The organism is Bacillus sp. SN1, from assembly GCF_002796895.1.
GTDB classification, from domain to species: Bacteria; Bacillota; Bacilli; order Bacillales; family Bacillaceae; genus Bacillus; species Bacillus inaquosorum.
Genome location: NZ_PHIE01000006.1, coordinates 65869 through 84365, shown reverse-complemented (window position 1 = coordinate 84365; position 18497 = coordinate 65869). Strand labels below are relative to the sequence as shown.

Sequence of the window (18497 nt, the reverse complement as noted above, 5' to 3'; positions counted from 1 at the left end):
CATATATCCCTCATTGTAGCAGAAAACAATGACTTTGAAAATCATTTTCAATTAGTTTTTTGGACATAATTGGCGTTTATGGGTTTTTTATCACAAGGTTATTTCTTAATTTCTCTGACTGAGCCGTCCTTCAGCTTCAGTTTTAAGTCGATATGATCATAATGGCTGTCCAAATTAAATGCTGCCAGCACACTGTGGATCACTTCTGTTTCTGCCATTTGGTCTGTCACGGAAAGCTCGCTCAGGATTATTTTCATCTCATCTAATGCTTCTTCTCCCTCCTGTTTGACGCCGGAGAGCTTATCCTGTATTTCCGCTGTTTCCTGAGTCCCGTTTTTTGTATATATGCTTTCATAACGATTATGCTCACCATCCCCATAGCTCACCCGAAGCGAGAAATTGCTGTAAGGAACGGACTTCTGCTGGGTGAGGGCTGTATTTTCTCCTTCTGCCTGCTGCTGATCTTCATTGAGACGGCAGCCCGCAATCAGAACCACTGCGAGACAAACAGCCCCGGCTGCTCTGATCAAATGCATATGTTTCCCCCCTGTAGGATTCCATTTGTTTTAGGTATATCCAGAGAATGAAATCCTCATTCAGAGGAGAATTGAAAAAGAAGCCGAGGCAACTTACGCCACGGCTTTTCTTTAAGATTCAGTCATTTGCAAAAAGGCTTCCGCATCCCGAACGGCCAGCTTGATTGCATTCTCCCAGAAATCACGCTTCGTGATATCAGCGCCCAAATGCTTCATCGCCAAATCTTCAACGGTCATAGAAGCCGTATCGCGCAATAGCGCTATATACTTTTCTTCGAACGCATTTTTTTCTTCAAGCGCCAATGCATAAATACCAAGAGAAAACAGGTAGCCGAACGTATAAGGGAAATTGTAAAATGGCACCCTCGTGATATGAAAGTGAAGCTTTGACGCCCAAAAAAGCGGATGATACTCCCCTAACGCATCGCAATATGCCTCTTTTTGCGCCTCTTCCATCAGCTCATTCAAGCGGTCGGCCGGGACAGCTCCCCGCTTTCGTTCTTCGTAAAATCTCGTTTCGAATAGGAATCTGGCATGGATATTCATGAAGAACGCAACGCTTCTTTGCACTTTATCTTCAAGAAGGACAAGCTTTTCCTCCTTCGTCTGCGCCTGCTGGACAGTCGCGTCCGCCACAATCATCTCTGCAAACGTCGAGGCCGTTTCCGCGACGTTCATAGCGTAGGAACGGTTTAACGGCCTGACGTTGAGCATCGCTTCCTGATGGAACGCGTGTCCGAGCTCATGTGCAAGCGTTGAGACATTTGAGGCACTTCCCGAAAACGTCATGAAAATCCGTGATTCACCGCTGTCCGGAAAGCTCGTGCAAAAGCCGCCGACTCTTTTTCCGCTCCTGTCTTCCGCTTCAATCCAGCGGTCCCGAAACGCTTTTTCAGTGAAAGAGGACAGTTTTTTGCCTAACGTTGAAAACTGGCTGACGATAACATTTGCGGCTTCATCATATGAATAAGCCTTTCCATCAGAACCGATCGGCGCCTGAACATCGTACCAGCTGAGCTTTTCAAGGCCGAGCATTGATGCTTTCCGGTTCAGATACTGAACGAACGGCTGTTTGTTTTCAGCTATGACCTGCCACATCGTATCCAGTGTTTCTTTTTTCATCCGGTTGATCTGCAGCGGCTCCTTCAGGACGTTCTCCCAGCCGCGCGCTTTATAGGTTTCAAGCCGGAATCCCGCTAAATGATTCAGTGTGCTGCTGAACACATCCTGCTTGCTCTCCCAGGCTTGATGCAAGCGTTCATATATTGTTTTTCTGACAGCGCGGTCTTGATGGGCCATCACATTTTCAGCTTGGCCAACAGACAATTGCTTGTTCTCACCGTTTTCCTCATACGGTATCGTCATTTTCCCGACAACCATATTGTATAAGTCACTCCAAGCGTGATACCCGTCCACCGCAAGGTTTCCAATCAGTTTCTCTTTACCCGGGCTGAGCTTTTCGGCAACCCGCTGTCTTCTTTCATTTAATATGTACGATACATCACGTAATCCCGGTTTTGTAAGCAGTGTATTCCACACGTCTTGGTCAATGTCCACAAGCTTATGATCCAATGTGACGAGAGAGGACTGAAAATTTGCAGAAAGCTGATTCATCAGCGATTTATGCTCATTAGCCTTATGATCACTGATATTCTGGGCCATAAGGCAAGCGACATAAGCGCCGGCCTGCTGAAGCCTGACGGATGTCTGTTCGAATAAATCAAGCAAAGACGTCAGTTCTTCAGTATCTTCAGGCGATTCAGGCATCTGAAACGCATCAGTCATGTCTTGAAATGCATGCAGACTTTGTGACAGCTTCTTGATATATCCCTTGAATTCTTCGGATTGGCTCCCTCCCTTAAAAAATGAATCAAGATCCCATCTTTGGTCTACCCCTTGCAGCGCCATAACACAAAACCCCTTTCCTTCTTTCATTTTATTATAGAACAATTCTGAATTATTGTATAAAAATTTCTTTGATAGGCGTAATTTTCCGTTCATGATTGTACAATAGCTGTAGCAGTTTAATAGGAGGTATATGATGAATAAAAAAATTGCCATCGTAACAGGAGCGTCAAAAGGCTTTGGTCAGCTGGCAGCTGTGAAGCTCGCCAAGTCATTTTTCGTGATTGCCACAACAAGACAGCCTGAGAAAGCTGAACAGCTTCGAGAATTGGCCGCAGCACACAATGTGTCTGATTCTATTCACATTACCGCTCTCGATGTCACAGATGAACAATCTATCGCTTCATTCGGAAAAGCTGTTAGCACTTACGCTCCCATTGATATTCTGGTGAACAACGCCGGAACGGCTTATGGAGGATTTGTCGAGGATGTGCCGATGGAACATTTCAGACAACAATTTGAAACAAATGTCTTCGGATTAATTCATGTGACAAAAACCGTTTTGCCTTACATAAGAAAGCATAGCGGCGCAAAGATTATAAATGTGAGCAGCATCAGCGGTCTGACCGGATTTCCTGCGCTGTCGCCTTATGCAGCTTCCAAGCATGCACTGGAGGGTTTTTCTGAAAGCCTGCGTATGGAGCTGCTTCCGTTCGGAATCGAAACCGCTTTGATCGAGCCGGGCTCATACAAGACATCAATCTGGTCAACATCATTATCAACTTATATGTCGGTGCCCGCTGACGATTCAGCTTATCATCGATACTATAAAAAGATCCTTTCCTACGTTGAAAAAAACGCAGATGAAAGTGGAGATCCCCAAGAGGTTGCCGACCTCATTTATCAATTGTCAACAAAACAGCGCTTAAAGAAATTGCGATATCCGATCGGAAAAGGCATCAAGCTCACCTTGTTATTCCGATCGCTTTTTCCTTGGTCTGCGTGGGAATCTATCCTCAAGAAAAAACTTTTCAGTTGATCTAAATTATAATTATTATAATTTAGTATTGATTTTTAATTAATAGGTGGTATAATTAAGTTAACAGATCACAAGGAGGACGTTATCTTATGAAAACTGAAAATGCAAAAACAAACCAAACATTAGTTGAGAATTCAATGAACACACAATTATCAAACTGGTTTCTGTTATACTCTAAGCTCCACCGTTTCCATTGGTATGTGAAAGGGCCTCATTTCTTTACATTGCATGAAAAATTTGAAGAACTGTATGACCATGCGGCTGAAACGGTCGATACCATCGCTGAGCGCCTGCTAGCGATTGGCGGACAGCCTGTTGCCACATTGAAGGAATACACTGAGCATGCGTCTATCACAGACGGCGGAAACGAAACATCAGCGTCAGAAATGGTACAAGCATTGGTAAATGACTACAAACAAATCAGCAGCGAATCTAAATTCGTGATCGGCCTGGCTGAAGAAAATCAAGACAATGCGACAGCGGACTTGTTTGTCGGACTAATTGATGAAGTTGAAAAACAAGTGTGGATGCTTTCCGCTTACTTAGGATAAAAAAAAGCTGAACCCTTTTCGGGTTCAGCTTTTTGATTACCGCTTAGCTTGTGCTGCTTTCTGTCTGCTTGGTCAGTGTCACGTTCAAGGTTTTCGTTTTTCCGTTTCGCAGTACTTGAATTGTCGTTTTATCTCCGACTTTCAAGTCTTTGTAAAGGATCTGGCGGATATCCGCGCTGCTTTCCACGTCTTTACCGTTTAGTTTGACAATGACATCCTCAGATTTGATACCGGCTTTTGCTGCAGGTGAATTCCCTTGAACTTCTTTTACATAAACACCTTTGCCCAATTGATCTCCAAACAGGCCGAGTGTATTTTCCTGATAGGTTTCTGGCACTTGTGACATGTCAATCATTTGCACGCCTAAAAACGGACGGTCTACCTTCCCGTTTTCCAGCAGCTGGTCAACAATCGGCTCTACATCATTGCTTGGTATCGCAAATCCAAGTGACTCCACGCCGCTTTCGCTCACCTTTAAACTGTTGATGCCGATGACTTGGCCGCTTGCATTGATTAACGGACCTCCGCTGTTCCCCGGATTGATCGCTGCGTCAGTTTGCAGCACGTTCATTTCCACCGTTCCTTGCGTTGTATCTACATCAATTGTCCGGTTCAATCCGCTGATGATGCCTTGTGTCACCGTACCGGAAAACTGCTGTCCGAGCGGGTTTCCGATGGCGATTACCTTTTCGCCCGTGCGCAGCTTTGAAGAGTCACCGAAGCTCGCCACTTTTTTGACGTTCTTGCTGCTGATTTCCAGAACGGCCAAATCAGTTATGGTATCGCTGCCGACAAGTTTGGCAGTCTCCGTTTCTCCGTTGTATAACGTGACAGTCAGCTTATTCGCGCCTTGAACAACATGGTTGTTTGTAATGATATACGCTTTATTGCTGTCTTTCTTGAAAATGACGCCTGACCCCGTTCCGCTTTCACTTTCTGAGCTGGAGCCGCCTCCCGTGCCGAATGTGTTATTTTGGGAGGTTTGGATGTTGGAGATACCGACAATCGTCGGCTCTAAATCCTCTACCATATCAGCGACGTTTGAAGCGTTAGTGATCGGTGTCGTTGTAAAATTATCAGACTGCACCTGTTTATTGGCGGAAACGGTCTCAGTCGTCTGGTTTTGGTCTGACGGCAGATAAGGCGCGATGCCGAGCATCAGGCCCCCGCCGATAATTCCGCCTAAAATCGGGCTCAGCCAAGCGGCTTTCCGTTTCTTTTCTTTTTTCACAGCCGTTTCTGTCTTCTCCCTTTCTAAAGCAGAAGCCGTTTCCTGCTTTCCCGCTTCATACGAAACAGGCGCGTCAAGAAATTTCTGTTCAGAATGTTCAATCAGCTGCCGGTTTTCTGTATTCTGATGTTCTGTATGTGAAGATTCTGCTTGAGGTTGATCGTTTTGGTCATCACGTCGATAATCCATGTTCTTACACTCCCTTAACGGTTTTTCATTTATCGTTACATATTAATCGCATGTACAAGTTCAATTGTCCCAATGATGAGGAGAAAAGCAAAGCACCAAAATAGAATATGTTTGATCATCCTACATCTTCCTCGCTCTTTTTCTCTTCCTTTCTTCCCTTATACATATCATAAACAAACATTGTGGGATAAAAATGAAAAGAATATGTGAAATTATGAAAATTGCCTGCCGTATGTTAAAACTAGTTTATAATGACGTTGAAAGGATGTGAAGAGCCTTGTCATACACCATTTATCTAGTTGAAGATGAGGATAACCTGAACGAACTGCTGACGAAGTATTTAGAGAATGAGGGCTGGAACATTACATCTTTTACGAAAGGTGAAGACGCCAGAAAGAAAATGACGCCGTCTCCCCACCTTTGGATTCTCGATATCATGCTGCCGGATACCGACGGCTATACATTAATAAAAGAAATCAAAGCGAAAGATCCTGACGTGCCGGTCATTTTTATTTCCGCCCGAGATGCAGATATTGACAGAGTGCTTGGCTTAGAGCTTGGCAGCAATGACTACATTTCAAAGCCGTTTTTGCCGCGGGAGCTGATAATACGTGTACAAAAGCTGCTACAGCTCGTTTATAAGGAAGCTCCGCCTGTACAAAAAAATGAAATCGCCGTCTCTTCGTATCGGGTCGCGGAAGACGCCCGCGAGGTCTATGATGAAAATGGAAATATCATCAATTTGACGTCAAAGGAATTTGATCTGCTGCTTTTATTTATCCATCATAAAGGACATCCATACTCTCGAGAGGATATTCTCGTAAAAGTATGGGGGCATGACTACTTCGGCACAGACCGGGTTGTTGATGACCTCGTCCGGAGACTGCGCAGAAAGATGCCTGAATTGAAGGTGGAGACGATTTACGGGTTCGGCTACAGGATGATGTCATCATGAAAAACAAGCCGCTCGCGTTTCAAATATGGGTTGTCATATCCGGCATCCTATTAGCGATATCTATTTTACTGCTAGTGTTATTTTCAAACACGCTGCGCGATTTCTTTACCAATGAAACGTATACGACAATTGAAAATGAGCAGCATGTTCTGACGGAGTACCGCCTGCCGGGTTCAATTGAAAGGCGCTATTACAGTGAGGAAGCCACAGCGCCTACGACTGTGCGCTCTGTGCAGCACGTGCTCCTGCCCGAAAATGAAGCTGCTTCTTCAGACAAGGATTTGAGAATCCTGTCATCTTCGTTTATCCATAAGGTGTACAAGCTGGCTGATAAGCAGGAGGCCAAAAAGAAACGGTACAGCGCCGACGTCGATGGAGAGAAAGTGTTTTTTGTCATTAAAAAGGGGCTTTCCGTCAATGGACAATCAGCTATGATGCTCTCCTACGCGCTTGATTCCTATCGGGACGATCTGGCCTATACCCTATTCAGACAGCTTCTGTTTATTTTAGCTGTTGTCATTTTATTAAGCTGGATTCCAGCCATTTGGCTTGCGAAGTATTTATCAAGGCCTCTCGTGTCATTTGAAAAACACGTCAAACGGATTTCCGAACAGGATTGGGATGACCCAGTGAAAGTGGATCGGAAAGATGAAATCGGCAAATTGGGCCATACCATCGAGGAGATGCGTCAAAAGCTTGTGCAAAAGGACGAAACAGAAAGAACCCTATTGCAAAATATCTCTCACGATTTAAAAACACCGGTTATGGTTATCAGAGGTTATACACAATCTATTAAAGACGGGATTTTTCCTAAAGGAGATCTTGAAAATACAGTAGATGTCATTGAAGGCGAAGCTCTTAAGCTGGAGAAAAAAATAAAGGATTTATTATATTTAACAAAGCTGGATTATTTAGCAAAGCAAAAAGTGCAGCACGACATGTTCAGTATCGTGGAAGTGACAGAAGAAGTCATCGAAAGACTGAAGTGGGCACGGAAAGAATTATCGTGGGATATTGATGTAGAAGAAGACATTCTGATGCCGGGCGATCCGGAGCAATGGAACAAACTCCTTGAGAATATTCTGGAAAATCAAATCCGCTATGCTGCGACAAAAATAGAAATCAGCATGAAACAAGATGATCGGAATATCGTGATCACCATCAAAAATGACGGTCCGCATATTGAAGATGAGATGCTCTCCAGCCTCTATGAGCCTTTTAATAAAGGGAAGAAAGGCGAATTCGGCATTGGTCTCAGCATCGTAAAACGAATTTTAACTCTTCATAAGGCCTCTATCTCAATTGAAAATGACAAAACGGGTGTAACATACCGCATAGCAGTGCCAAAATAGACTGTAGATGTTTTTGCAGTCTATTTTTTTATGTGAAAGAATAGCCGTTAAAGTCTCTGTAATTTGTTTTGAGCGGCTGTTTGCATTGATGAACCCATTTTTTCTCTGATAAGGTCTGCTTCGGATATTTGACTTTCTCCACTTTGATTCCTCTGTTTCGCAAGCGGCTGATCATTTCGTCCAATTCTCTCATTCTAGATTCACCCTTTCGCTTGAGCTTTGACCGTTCGGTCATCTCAATTTATAATATAAATAATACATGATAAAAAAACAAGTTACAATAAGGTTAATTTTATAACAGAAGGTGTGACTATATGGTCATATCCTATGCAGGCCTCCGGGCTCCGAAAGGGTGGAACCATTGAAGGAAAAAGAAAAGCTGATTATTGAAACAGCCTTAAAACTGTTTGCCCAAAAAGGATACAACTCAACATCAGTACAGGAAATCGCAAAAGAATGCAAAATATCTAAAGGCGCTTTTTATATTTATTTTCCTTCGAAAGAAGCGCTTCTTCTCTCTATGCTGAACTACTATTATGATAAAACGTTTACCCGAATTTTAAATATTAAAACGAAGGGCGACAGCCCCAGAACGGCTTACCGCAAACAGCTGACCGTGCTCTATGAAAACATCCTTGAACACAAGGATTTTATCAGCATGCAGATGAAGGAAGGCTCTCTGCCTTACACAGAGGAAGTGGAGCAATGCGCAAAAAAAATCCGCCAGTCCTCACTTCAATTTCATATCGACAGCCTGCTGAACATTTACGGAAAAAAGGCGGAACCGTATACTGCAGAGCTTTGTTTCTTAATAGAGGGCATCAGCCAGATTTACCTGGAATGCATGATTTTGCTCGGGTACAATGTGAAGCCGGATCAATTAGCTGATATCATTATTAATAGAATTGATGATATGGTAAAAGGCATGTCTGAACGAAACGATAAGCCTTTCATCACATTGGAAGAGGCAAGCTCTTTATTTGGGCCTCTTACGCACGGACGGCCTGACCCGCTGACTGAATCGATTGTGAAAAGCCTTCGTGACAAAATAAACAGCTTAAACACAAACTCCTCTCTTGAATTATCGGAGAGCTTGGACATACTTGAAGCAGAAATGAAGAAAAAAACACCGAAGCTGGCGATCATAAAAGGAATGATCCATAATCTGACGGAGTCTGAGGCTCTCGCCAAAGATGCGGAGCAGCTTAAATATCTATTAAAACAGCAACATATTTAGAAGAACGGCTGCTTTAAAAGCAGCCGTTTTTTCTTTCTATTACGCCTTTGGTTTTACCATATCTTCCGGTTTAACCATTTCGTTAAATTGCTCCTCTGTCAGCAATTCAAGCTTCAATGCCGCTTCTTTCAGCGTCAATCCCTCTTTATGGGCAAGCTTGGCGATTTTCGCCGCGTTTTCATATCCGATATGCGGATTCAGCGCCGTAACAAGCATTAATGAATTTGACAGGTTTTCCTGGATGGTTTCTTTATCTGGCTCAATACCGACAGCACATTTATCATGGAATGAATTCATGCCGTCACTCAGCAGCTGCACAGACTGCAGGAAGTTGTAAATAATCACAGGCTTAAACACGTTCAGTTCAAAGTTACCCTGACTCGCTGCAAAGCCGATTGTCGCATCGTTCCCCATGATTTGCGCTGCGATCATTGTCAATGCTTCACTTTGTGTCGGATTGACTTTACCAGGCATAATGGAGCTGCCCGGCTCATTTTCAGGGATGACAATCTCCCCGATGCCGCAGCGAGGTCCGCTTGCAAGCCATCTGACATCGTTGGCGATTTTCATTAAGTCAGCCGCAAGCGCTTTTAATGCGCCATGCGCATAAGTAATTTCGTCATGGCTTGTCAGCGCGTGGAATTTATTCGGCGAGCTGCTGAACGTTTGGCCGGTCAGTTTTGTGATTTCTTCTGAGACAAGCTCTCCAAACTCTGGGTGAGCGTTGATTCCCGTACCGACAGCCGTTCCACCGATTGCAAGCGCGCGCATTTTGTCTGTCGCTTCTAAAATCATTTCCTTCGAACGATCCAGCATGTACACCCATCCGCTGATTTCCTGTCCGAGAGTCAGAGGCGTAGCATCCTGAAGGTGCGTGCGTCCGATTTTGACAATATCATTGTATGCTTTCGCTTTTTCATCCAATGTGCTGCGAAGCTGGTCAAGCGCCGGCACAAGCTGCTCGTAAACAGCCAAAACGGCAGCAACGTGCATCGCAGTCGGGAATGTGTCGTTTGAGCTTTGGCTGCGGTTCACGTCATCATTTGGATGAATCGTTTGATCAGAGTTCTTTTCTTTTAATAAAGCAGTCGCGCGGTTGGCTACCACTTCGTTCATGTTCATGTTGCTTTGTGTGCCGCTTCCGGTCTGCCATACGACAAGCGGGAAGTTATCATCGTATTTGCCTTTGAGCACATCATCACAAACCGCTGCAATCGCTTCCGCTTTTTCCGCATCCAGATTGCCGAGGCGTTTATTAGCGAGTGCTGTGCTTCGTTTTAATATTGCAAACGCCTTCACAACACGCATCGGCATTTTTTCAGAACCGATCTTAAAGTTCTCCTTGCTTCGCTGTGTTTGGGCGCCCCAAAATTTATCAGCAGGAACTTTTACTTCTCCCATGGTGTCACGTTCAATTCTGTATTCCATTTATGTATCCCTCCATAACGGTTGCTTCAATAGATCATAATTCGCCAGTGAAATAAAAAATCCTTTTTATTTTTCGATCTTGGCAGATTTTAATTTCAATTCAAGATATACGCGGGAATCCTTTGAATATTTGTACTTCGGATTCGTCCTGCCGTACTCCTTTGATGTATAAGAAACATCATAATGCTTCTCAAATGATCTGATGAGCTGTTCTATTTCTTCTTGTTTTCCAGCAAGCCTTACCTGTGCCACTTCGTCTCCTCCGCTTTCATAAAAAAACTTACATCATGAAATACTCTAACACAGTATATCATTTTTTTAACAGGAAAAGATAACCTCTACTAAGGTTTTGGATAAGAGGTGACCTCGTTGGAACAAACAGAATTTAAGGAATATATACACGATAATTTAGCATTGGTGCTTCCAAAATTAAAAGAAAACGATGATCTCGTAAAAAACAAAAAAATGCTCTCCAACGGGCTGGTTTTTTACTATCTCTATTTTAGTGAATTGAATGATCAGAAGAAGGTTTCAGAGTCGATTAAAACCTTAATCAAAGATGAGGAGACCCTTACGCTTGATCAAGTCAAAAAACGCCTTGACCAGCTTGACGCAAGACCCGTTGAAACCGCGAAAAAAACGATCGAGTCCATTCTCAGCGGCAATTGTGCTGTGTTTATCAACGGATTGGACAAAGTCTATATTCTGTCTACAGGAAAGAAAAAAACAAGAAGCCTGGCAGAGCCGACAACTGAAAAAGTGGTTCGCGGCCCAAAAGTCGCGTTTGTAGAAGATCTCAATACAAATCTCGCTCTGATCAGACAAAGAACCTCTCATCCGAAATTAATCACCAAAAAAATCATGATCGGCCAAAACAAGCTGAAGCCGGCGGCCATTATGTATATTGAAGGGAAAGCAAAAAATTCCGTCATAAAAGAAGTGAAGGCGCGGCTTAAAAATGTCCAGCTGGAGGATATCCAGGACAGCGGAACGCTTGAGGAGCTCATTGAAGATAATAAATACTCGCCTTTTCCGCAGATTCAAAATACGGAAAGGCCTGACAAGGTATCCTCGGCCCTGTTTAACGGCCGTGTGGCCATTTTGGTCGACAGTTCACCATTTGTGCTGCTGGTTCCGGTTTCTCTCGGCATACTGATGCAGTCTCCGGATGACTACTATGAACGCTGGATTTCAGCATCTCTTATCCGGTCGCTGCGTTTCGCTTCTATCTTTATCACCTTGTTTTTGTCATCGATTTATATCGCACTAGTGTCATTCCATCAAGGGCTGCTGCCGACCGCGCTCGCCGTTACGATTTCGGCAAACAGGGAAAATGTGCCGTTTCCGCCGATATTTGAAGCCTTGCTGATGGAAGTGACAATCGAGCTGCTAAGAGAAGCCGGGCTGCGTCTCCCCAATCCGCTCGGCCAGACGATTGGTCTCGTCGGGGGCGTTGTCATCGGACAGGCAGCTGTAGAAGCCAACCTTGTCAGTTCGATTATGGTTATCGTTGTCAGCGTCATTGCCCTAGCATCCTTTACCGTTCCCCAATACGGAATGGGTCTGTCTTTCCGCGTGCTGCGTTTTATTTCGATGTTTTCGGCCGCAATACTCGGGCTGTACGGGATTATTTTATTTATGCTGGTCGTTTATACGCACCTAACGAGACAAACGAGCTTTGGATCTCCGTATTTTTCGCCTAATGGATTCTTCAGTCTGAAAAATACAGATGATTCCATTATCCGTCTACCAATTAAAAACAAACCAAAAGAGGCGAATAATCCAAATGAGCCAAAAACAGACTCCACTGAAACTTAATACCTTTCAAGGTATTTCTGTTGTTGCAAATACAATGCTCGGGGCCGGTCTTTTAACATTGCCCCGAGCGCTGACCACCAAGGGTAATACTCCTGACGGCTGGATTGTGCTGATATTAGAAGGTGTCATTTTCATTTTTTTCATTTATTTAAACACGCTCATTCAGAAAAAACATCAATATCCCTCACTGTTTGAGTATCTGCGGGAAGGCCTTGGGAAATGGATTGGCAGCATCTTAGGGCTTTTGATCTCCTGCTATTTTATCGGAGTGGCCAGTTTTGAAACCAGGGCGATGGCTGAAATGGTGAAGTTTTTCCTGCTTGAGAGAACACCGATTCAGATCATTATTTTAACGTTTATCTGCTGCGGCATCTATTTAATCGTTGGGGGGCTCAGTGATGTTTCGCGGCTGTTTCCCTTTTATTTAATGGTAACGATTATTATTTTGCTGATTGTGTTTGGGATCAGTTTTAAAATTTTTGACATCAATAATTTGCGCCCTGTATTAGGTGAAGGCCTTGGACCCATTGCGAACTCCCTGACTGTCGTTTCGATTTCTTTCTTAGGAATGGAAGTGATGCTGTTTCTTCCTGAACATATGAAGAAAAAAAAATACACATTCAGATACGCGGCTTTCGGCTTTCTGATTCCGATTATGTTATACATCCTGACGTATATCATCGTTGTCGGGGCTTTAACGGCTCCCGAGGTGAAGACACTGATCTGGCCTACCATCTCTCTCTTTCAGTCCTTTGAACTCAAAGGCATATTCATTGAACGGTTTGAATCGTTTTTACTGATCGTCTGGATCATCCAATTTTTCACAACGTTCGTCATCTATGGATATTTCGCCGCTAACGGGCTGAAGAAGACGTTTGGATTATCGACTAAAAAAAGCATGGTGATCATCGGTGCGGCTGTCTATTATTTTTCTTTATGGCCGGATGATGCCAATCAAGTCATGATGTACAGCGATTATCTCGGATACATTTTCATCGGCGTGTTTCTGCTTCCCTTCATTCTCTTTTTCATTGTAGCTCTCAAAAGGAGGATTTCAGCAAAATGAAATTCCGGATTTTAAGTATGTTCATATGCACCCTATTGCTGTCCGGATGCTGGGACAGCCGGAATATTGAGGAATTAAGCCTGATCATCGGTGTTGGCTTAGACAAGCCGGATGATAAAAATTTAGAACTGACACAGCAGATTCTCGTGCCGAAAAAAATCAGCGCCAAGGAAGGCTCTTCATCTGATCCGACACAGCTTGCTGTCACAAAAGGTGAAACGGTCCATCAAATGATGAGAACATCGGCATTAAAGCATAACCCTACGTTTTCTCAGCATCTGCGTCTCATTCTGTTTTCCAAGAGCGTGATTGCGGATCAGATTGGAATGGACGCAATCATTAACCAGTTTGTCAGAGACAACGGGACAAGGAGGAGTTCGTACGTCTTTGTCACCGATGGACGGACTAAGGATATATTTAAAATGAATGATCAAGGTGAGCCCGCATCGAATGTGATTTACGATCTAACGGAAAATAATGCGGTGACGATCAGAATGATGGAGCCTGTTACATTGGGGGAGATCTCAGAACACTTGACCTCTGACGATTCGTTCCTCATTCCTCATGTCGGTAAGGAAAACGGCAAACTCGCGATAAACGGGGCTGCTATCATCAAAGATAAATTATGGAACCGGAATTTAACACCGGGTGAGGTTCAAAATATCAACTTATTTACAGGCACTGTCGAAGGAGGGGTCATTGATATGAGGCATAATGGCAATCTTTTTTCTTATGAAGTGTACTCCAGCAATCACAAGATTAAAACTGACTATAAGGACGGAAAGTTCAAATTCACCGTCACACGCAATATTGAAGGGCGTTTATCCGAGGACTGGAATCCGAATGAAGATTCCTTTAAGGACTCGTATATCAAAGAAATAGAAAAGACAGTCGAAAAACGACTAGACGAAACTGTAACCACATTTATTACGGGTAAACTGCAGAAAGATATAAAAGCGGACGTGACCGGATTGGGAAACGAAGTCAGAATCCATTATCCTCAGAAATGGAAAAAGATTTCAAAAAAGTGGGATGATTATTTCAGCAATGCGGAAATAGACTACCGCGTCAATGTGGTTGTCAGAGACTTCGGGACGAAAGGCGCGTCCAAATAGCGGACGCCTATTTGACGAGGTGATTTCGATGTGCGTACACCGCTGCCTGCGTCCGGTCACTGACATCCAGCTTTGATAAAATATTGGTGATATGGGTTTTGACTGTTTTAATGGTGATAAACAGTTCCTCGCCTATTTCTTTGTTTGTTTTTCCTTCTGCGATCAGGCAGAGAATTTCGAGCTCCCGTTTCGTAAGTGATTCATGCGGGAGCGCGTGTTCACCTGAGTGGCGCAGCCGGGATAATACTTTTCCCGCCACTTTTGATTCCAGTTTTGGCTCTCCCTTGCTTGCGGCGCGGATGGCATCGGCGATTTCCGCCGCTTTTGAGGTTTTCAATAGATAGCTGAGCGCGCCCGCTTCAATGACAGGATACACTTTGTCATCATCAATGAAGCTTGTGAGCACAATAATTTTAGGATCTGGAAGCTCCCGGCAAATTTGCTTTGTGGCCTCAATGCCATCCATGCCCTCCATGACAAGATCCATTAAAATGACATCGGGCGACAATTCCGCAGCAAGCCGCACGCCTTCGCTGCCGTCAGACGCTTCGCCGATGACTTCAATATCGGGCTGCGCCTCCAAAAAAGCCGCGAGCCCCATTCTGACCATTTCATGATCATCAATCAATAATACTCGAATCACGTTCGTTCTCTCCTTTTTTTTCCGGGAAAATCGGGACCTTCACTTCGATTTGTGTGCCTTTTCCTTCTACTGAAATCACTTCGGCGACCCCGCCGATTTCGCTTGCACGTTCTTTCATAGAGTTCAAGCCGTATGAGGATGCTTTCACCTGATCCATTTTAAAGCCTTTTCCGTTATCAATGACCTTAAGCCGGAGCTGATTGTTCTTTACGCCCAGAATCACGGATACTTTTGAGGCTTTTGAATGTCTGAAAACGTTTGAAAGGGCCTCCTGAACGATTCTGAACAAATGATCTTCCATACCCTTGGATATGGGCGTGTCCTGAATATCCCACTCAATATCAAGCGGCTGTTTCTTCCGGAACTCGTCCAAAAGCTCTGTAAGCCCCTCTTTCAGTCCTTTTCCTTCAAGGGTAACAGGCCTTAAATGGAGCAGCAGCGCCCTCATTTCATTTTGGGCTTCACCTGCCATATGCTCGACCAGCTTGATCCGCTTGACCGTTTTATCATCAGCTTCCTTGACGTGTTCCAACACAGCTGATGTCATCATCGATATTGCAAAGAGCTGCTGGCTGACTGCATCATGAAGATCTCTTGCCAATCGCTGGCGTTCTTCTGTGATGACCGACTTTTTCATTTGCGCTTGCCATTCCGCACGTTCATTGGAAAGTTTCTGCAAGGAAGCGACTTGAAGCTCCACGCGCTTCGCCATTTCATTCAGCTGATCGGCGGCCAGGCCGATTTCATCATCTCCAAGCGGCGGTAACCGATAAGCGAAATTGCCGTTTTCAAAGATTAAAATCGATTCGACTAATGTATCAACCCTTGTCTTCAGCCGGTTGCCGTACATATACCCTGATGCAAAACCGACTGTCAGGCTGATCAGCAGCAATATCAGGATAAACGGAATCCCAAACCAGCTTGACGACAGTAAAACAAGCGGATCGAGCCGATAGTAAAACATCATAAAGGAAATCAAGCAGGCAAAAAGGAGCAGGCTGATTCCCGTTGTCATGCGGATGGCGCGCCACTGGAGGCTCGCAAGCAGTTTTTTTCTCATACGTACTTCACATCCACATCACCGATAAATAAGGAAACGGACACTTTGACCCGGCGCTTTGAGTCACTGAAATCGGATGACGCGGCATATACCTTCGTGCTTAATCCGCTTTTCTTCGAGCCGATCAGATTGATATCACCGATAAAAACAGCTGAGCTGACGGCCACTTCAAGGTCTGATGGTACATAAATATCAACGTTTCCAATGACTCCGCTAATGACGATTGTACTTTCCCCCTCGGGAATCATCGCTTTAGACAAGTCGATTTTGATATCACCGATAAAACCAGAGATATTTAAATCATTCAGGTCAAACGGCTGCTTCATCATTTGCAGCTCTCCGATAAAAAAGCTGCGCATATCGGGATGTTTCACTTCTTTTGGCGGCTCATGCTGTTCTTTTTTATTGAGATCGACCCGTTTTTCATTTGGTTCAAATATCGGCTTCCCTTTGACAAGCCTGTAGCCGGCGTAAATCAGAAATGCGGCAAACGCATAGCCGAATAAATTAAAGGTGATGCTGAATAGGTTTTTCAAAAATAGAAATGCGGCAAAGATGTACATGACGGAACCGAGCCAATCACGGGAATATTTTTTTAAGAAATAGCCGGCAATCAGAAAAAAGAGCGGCCAAAACAGCAGATCGCCTATTCCGATAATTTGCAAAAACATACTGATGCCGAATAAAGCAATAATAAATCCAAGAAGCTGTTTTTTTGTCATTCCTGGTGTCCGCCTCCTTTCTTCTGCCTGGTGCTACTGTATCGCTAGATCCCCGCTGTCCGTTTTGATATCGATTGGATGCCGGCCGCTTCCTTGCGAGCCTGTGATTTGATGATGATCTTTATGTGCTGTATCAGCAAATGAATACGGCGAACTGACGCTCCCGCTCGCTGATTTTGCATTGACTGTAAAGCTGCCGTTTTTGGGAAGGCTCAAATCCGCATCGCCGCTTGTCAGCGTGACAGATACAGGGCCCGTTACCTTTTTCAGTGCAGCATCAAGGTTTCCTGAAGTCATCTTCACATCAAGAGAGCCTGATACATCAGCCAGCTTTGCGTCTCCTGAAGCTAAGTCAATGCCGGCTGTTTTGGAGACGGCATTTGAAATGGTGACATCTCCGGATGATCCCTTCACTTTCAGGTCTTGAAGGCGGACGTCCGTCACTCTCATATTTCCGCTCGCAGATACTGCGTTCAGCCCCGAAAGCGCAAGACGATGATTCCCGTCCACAGACACGTCACCGCTTGAGGTTCGCACCGTCAGATCACCTTTATAATCATACGGAAGCCGGACGACAAGGGAAGAACGGTTAAACCCATTCAAAAATTGAAATTCTTTTTCCTTTGCGGTCAGCTCCAGTTTTCTTCTGTTTTCAGTAACAAATAACTTCCCGGAGTCTCCTGATATGCCTGCCGATATGTCATTTCGTTCTTCCGCTATGATCCGGACATTCTTGTTATCCGACTCAATGACCACGCTGCCGATGTCCCGCGGCGATGCGCTGGCTGAATTAGCTTCTGTGCCGCTTACGAAACCCAAGCCTGCAGCAAACACGTCTTTTACCACGACGGCGAAAAATATAAGAATACCGGCAATGATCAGCAGTTTGCCCAGCATTTTTTTCATTCGATTTCATCCTTCTCATTCATTCTATTATAAAGGAAAAGCCTATGAATTGATACGTGCGGAAGGGAAGGACTTGACCGCAAATCCTTCCCCGTTCCGCTTATTCATTTGCTGCTTTTGACGTCTGGTCTGATTTTTGCAGTGAGAGCGATCGCATTTTTTCAATCTCCGCTTCCACATCATCTGCGTATTCTTTGCGTGTGAGTTCTGTGCCGGCTTCCGCTGACTTTGAATAATTCGCACGGATTTCCATTTCCTCAATACGGTTTTCAATACGCAAAAATTCACGATACGCGCTTTCGCTGTCAATTTTGTCAAATGTCGTATTCATATGCTCTTTTGCCTTCGCGGCATTTGCACGGGCAATCAGCGCCTGTTTTTTATCCTTTACGTCCTGAAGCTTTGTTTCAAGTGCAGCCAGCTGTTCTTTCAGCTCAGCAAGCTGGCTGTTCGCTTGTTCATAGGACGCTTTATGCTCAGCCGCCTTCCCTTCTAAGTACTTCATTTCAGTCAGGGCCTTTTTTGCCAGTTCTTCTTCGCCTGAGTCAAATGCGAGCTGTGCCTGATTTTTGCGTTTTCCAGCCACTTCAGCTGCTTCTTCAAATTTTTTCTTGAATTGATAGGCAATCGTGTGCTGTTTTATAATCGTTTGTTTTGCTTTGGCAATGTCACTTTCCATATCACGTACATATTGATTCAGCATCACCTTTGGGTTTTCCATTTTATCAAGACCTTCATGAACTGACGCAACAAACATATCTCTGATTCTTTTTAATACCATACCTGATTCCTCCTAATATACTG

19 protein-coding genes are annotated in these 18497 nt (G+C 44.3%); 8 read left to right on the top strand and 11 right to left on the bottom strand.

The window, feature by feature from the left end; genetic code table 11:
* Positions 1 to 98 precede the first annotated feature (98 nt).
* Together CVV77_RS18475 and CVV77_RS18470 are read right to left on the bottom strand one after the other, a co-directional pair.
* A complete protein-coding gene (locus tag CVV77_RS18475) occupies positions 99 to 536 on the bottom strand; it encodes a YusW family protein (RefSeq protein WP_100276170.1) in 438 nt (145 codons plus the stop codon).
* A gap of 111 nt (positions 537 to 647) precedes the next feature.
* Positions 648 to 2444 carry a M3 family oligoendopeptidase gene (locus tag CVV77_RS18470; RefSeq protein WP_100276169.1) on the bottom strand — a complete coding sequence of 599 codons (1797 nt, stop codon included), beginning with the start codon at positions 2442 to 2444 and terminating at the stop codon, positions 648 to 650.
* Positions 2445 to 2577: 133 nt separating this feature from the next.
* Here CVV77_RS18470 and CVV77_RS18465 point away from each other — a divergent pair, with 133 nt between their 5' ends.
* Entirely contained in the window at positions 2578 to 3420 is an 843-nt protein-coding gene (locus CVV77_RS18465; RefSeq protein WP_100276168.1) for an oxidoreductase, read from the top strand.
* Between the two features lie 89 nt (positions 3421 to 3509).
* Positions 3510 to 3971 (top strand): metalloregulation DNA-binding stress protein MgrA, encoded by a 462-nt coding sequence (gene mrgA / locus CVV77_RS18460; protein WP_003221689.1) that lies wholly within the window; start codon positions 3510 to 3512, stop codon positions 3969 to 3971.
* Positions 3972 to 4014: 43 nt separating this feature from the next.
* On the opposite strand, the gene CVV77_RS18455 is transcribed toward mrgA, so the two are convergent.
* A complete protein-coding gene (locus CVV77_RS18455; protein ID WP_100276167.1) occupies positions 4015 to 5391 on the bottom strand; it encodes a S1C family serine protease in 1377 nt (458 codons plus the stop codon).
* Between the two features lie 277 nt (positions 5392 to 5668).
* Here CVV77_RS18455 and cssR point away from each other — a divergent pair, with 277 nt between their 5' ends.
* Complete coding sequence (gene cssR / locus CVV77_RS18450) at positions 5669 to 6346, top strand: two-component system response regulator CssR (RefSeq protein ID WP_003240782.1); 678 nt, start codon at positions 5669 to 5671, stop codon at positions 6344 to 6346.
* A complete protein-coding gene (cssS, locus tag CVV77_RS18445) occupies positions 6343 to 7698 on the top strand; it encodes a two-component system sensor histidine kinase CssS (protein ID WP_060399453.1) in 1356 nt (451 codons plus the stop codon). Before cssR ends, cssS begins: the two co-directional genes overlap by 4 nt.
* 28 nt (positions 7699 to 7726) lie before the next feature.
* Here the strand turns inward: cssS and spxO are convergent, their stop codons facing one another.
* The gene (gene spxO, locus CVV77_RS18440; RefSeq protein WP_003221681.1) at positions 7727 to 7891 is read right to left on the bottom strand and encodes an anti-adapter protein SpxO; all 165 of its coding nucleotides are present in this window, start codon (positions 7889 to 7891) and stop codon (positions 7727 to 7729) included.
* A gap of 168 nt (positions 7892 to 8059) precedes the next feature.
* On the opposite strand from spxO, the gene CVV77_RS18435 reads away from it, so the two are divergent.
* Positions 8060 to 8935 (top strand): TetR/AcrR family transcriptional regulator, encoded by an 876-nt coding sequence (locus CVV77_RS18435; protein ID WP_100276166.1) that lies wholly within the window; start codon positions 8060 to 8062, stop codon positions 8933 to 8935.
* A gap of 39 nt (positions 8936 to 8974) precedes the next feature.
* Here CVV77_RS18435 and fumC read toward each other — a convergent pair whose 3' ends face one another.
* Both fumC and CVV77_RS18425 read right to left on the bottom strand, forming a co-directional pair.
* A complete protein-coding gene (gene fumC, locus CVV77_RS18430) occupies positions 8975 to 10363 on the bottom strand; it encodes a class II fumarate hydratase (RefSeq protein WP_003240775.1) in 1389 nt (462 codons plus the stop codon).
* 66 nt (positions 10364 to 10429) lie between these two features.
* Positions 10430 to 10615 carry a YvzF family protein gene (locus CVV77_RS18425; RefSeq protein WP_003221676.1) on the bottom strand — a complete coding sequence of 62 codons (186 nt, stop codon included), beginning with the start codon at positions 10613 to 10615 and terminating at the stop codon, positions 10430 to 10432.
* A 117-nt stretch (positions 10616 to 10732) separates the two neighbouring features.
* On the opposite strand from CVV77_RS18425, the gene gerAA reads away from it, so the two are divergent.
* The 3 genes from gerAA to gerAC are packed head-to-tail and all read left to right on the top strand — an operon-like array spanning position 10733 to position 14362.
* Positions 10733 to 12181, top strand: coding sequence for a spore germination receptor protein GerAA (gerAA, locus tag CVV77_RS18420; protein ID WP_100276165.1), 1449 nt, complete (start codon positions 10733 to 10735; stop codon positions 12179 to 12181).
* Positions 12150 to 13247: a spore germination receptor protein GerAB gene (gene gerAB / locus CVV77_RS18415; RefSeq protein ID WP_100276164.1), complete on the top strand. Its 1098-nt coding sequence runs from the start codon at positions 12150 to 12152 to the stop codon at positions 13245 to 13247. The genes gerAA and gerAB overlap by 32 nt, the downstream gene beginning before the upstream one ends.
* Positions 13244 to 14362, top strand: coding sequence for a spore germination receptor protein GerAC (gerAC, locus tag CVV77_RS18410; RefSeq protein WP_100276163.1), 1119 nt, complete (start codon positions 13244 to 13246; stop codon positions 14360 to 14362). The genes gerAB and gerAC overlap by 4 nt, the downstream gene beginning before the upstream one ends.
* A 7-nt stretch (positions 14363 to 14369) precedes the next feature.
* Here gerAC and liaR read toward each other — a convergent pair whose 3' ends face one another.
* From liaR to liaH, 5 genes are all read right to left on the bottom strand, one after another.
* Entirely contained in the window at positions 14370 to 15005 is a 636-nt protein-coding gene (gene liaR, locus CVV77_RS18405; protein WP_003240766.1) for a two-component system response regulator LiaR, read from the bottom strand.
* Positions 14983 to 16065, bottom strand: a complete 1083-nt coding sequence (gene liaS / locus CVV77_RS18400) for a two-component system sensor histidine kinase LiaS (RefSeq protein ID WP_100276162.1) — start codon at positions 16063 to 16065, stop codon at positions 14983 to 14985. Before liaS ends, liaR begins: the two co-directional genes overlap by 23 nt.
* Positions 16062 to 16787, bottom strand: coding sequence for a LiaRS two-component regulatory system accessory protein LiaF (liaF, locus tag CVV77_RS18395; protein ID WP_100276161.1), 726 nt, complete (start codon positions 16785 to 16787; stop codon positions 16062 to 16064). Before liaF ends, liaS begins: the two co-directional genes overlap by 4 nt.
* Before the next feature lie 33 nt (positions 16788 to 16820).
* Positions 16821 to 17693, bottom strand: coding sequence for a LiaG family protein (gene liaG / locus CVV77_RS18390; protein ID WP_100276160.1), 873 nt, complete (start codon positions 17691 to 17693; stop codon positions 16821 to 16823).
* A 100-nt stretch (positions 17694 to 17793) separates the two neighbouring features.
* On the bottom strand, positions 17794 to 18474 hold the full coding sequence (gene liaH / locus CVV77_RS18385; protein WP_003240760.1) for a stress responsive protein LiaH: 681 nt from the start codon (positions 18472 to 18474) through the stop codon (positions 17794 to 17796).
* Positions 18475 to 18497 lie beyond the last annotated feature (23 nt).

Coding starts and splice junctions, on each gene's coding strand:
- liaF (WP_100276161.1), bottom strand. CDS start 16,787: ATGACAAAAAAACAGCTTCTTGGATTTATTATTGCTTTATTCGGCATC.
- fumC (WP_003240775.1), bottom strand. CDS start 10,363: ATGGAATACAGAATTGAACGTGACACCATGGGAGAAGTAAAAGTTCCT.
- CVV77_RS18455 (WP_100276167.1), bottom strand. CDS start 5,391: ATGGATTATCGACGTGATGACCAAAACGATCAACCTCAAGCAGAATCT.
- spxO (WP_003221681.1), bottom strand. CDS start 7,891: ATGAGAGAATTGGACGAAATGATCAGCCGCTTGCGAAACAGAGGAATC.
- gerAB (WP_100276164.1), top strand. CDS start 12,150: ATGAGCCAAAAACAGACTCCACTGAAACTTAATACCTTTCAAGGTATT.
- liaS (WP_100276162.1), bottom strand. CDS start 16,065: ATGAGAAAAAAACTGCTTGCGAGCCTCCAGTGGCGCGCCATCCGCATG.
- cssS (WP_060399453.1), top strand. CDS start 6,343: ATGAAAAACAAGCCGCTCGCGTTTCAAATATGGGTTGTCATATCCGGC.
- CVV77_RS18465 (WP_100276168.1), top strand. CDS start 2,578: ATGAATAAAAAAATTGCCATCGTAACAGGAGCGTCAAAAGGCTTTGGT.
- liaG (WP_100276160.1), bottom strand. CDS start 17,693: ATGAAAAAAATGCTGGGCAAACTGCTGATCATTGCCGGTATTCTTATA.
- gerAC (WP_100276163.1), top strand. CDS start 13,244: ATGAAATTCCGGATTTTAAGTATGTTCATATGCACCCTATTGCTGTCC.
- CVV77_RS18475 (WP_100276170.1), bottom strand. CDS start 536: ATGCATTTGATCAGAGCAGCCGGGGCTGTTTGTCTCGCAGTGGTTCTG.
- CVV77_RS18470 (WP_100276169.1), bottom strand. CDS start 2,444: ATGGCGCTGCAAGGGGTAGACCAAAGATGGGATCTTGATTCATTTTTT.
- mrgA (WP_003221689.1), top strand. CDS start 3,510: ATGAAAACTGAAAATGCAAAAACAAACCAAACATTAGTTGAGAATTCA.
- liaH (WP_003240760.1), bottom strand. CDS start 18,474: ATGGTATTAAAAAGAATCAGAGATATGTTTGTTGCGTCAGTTCATGAA.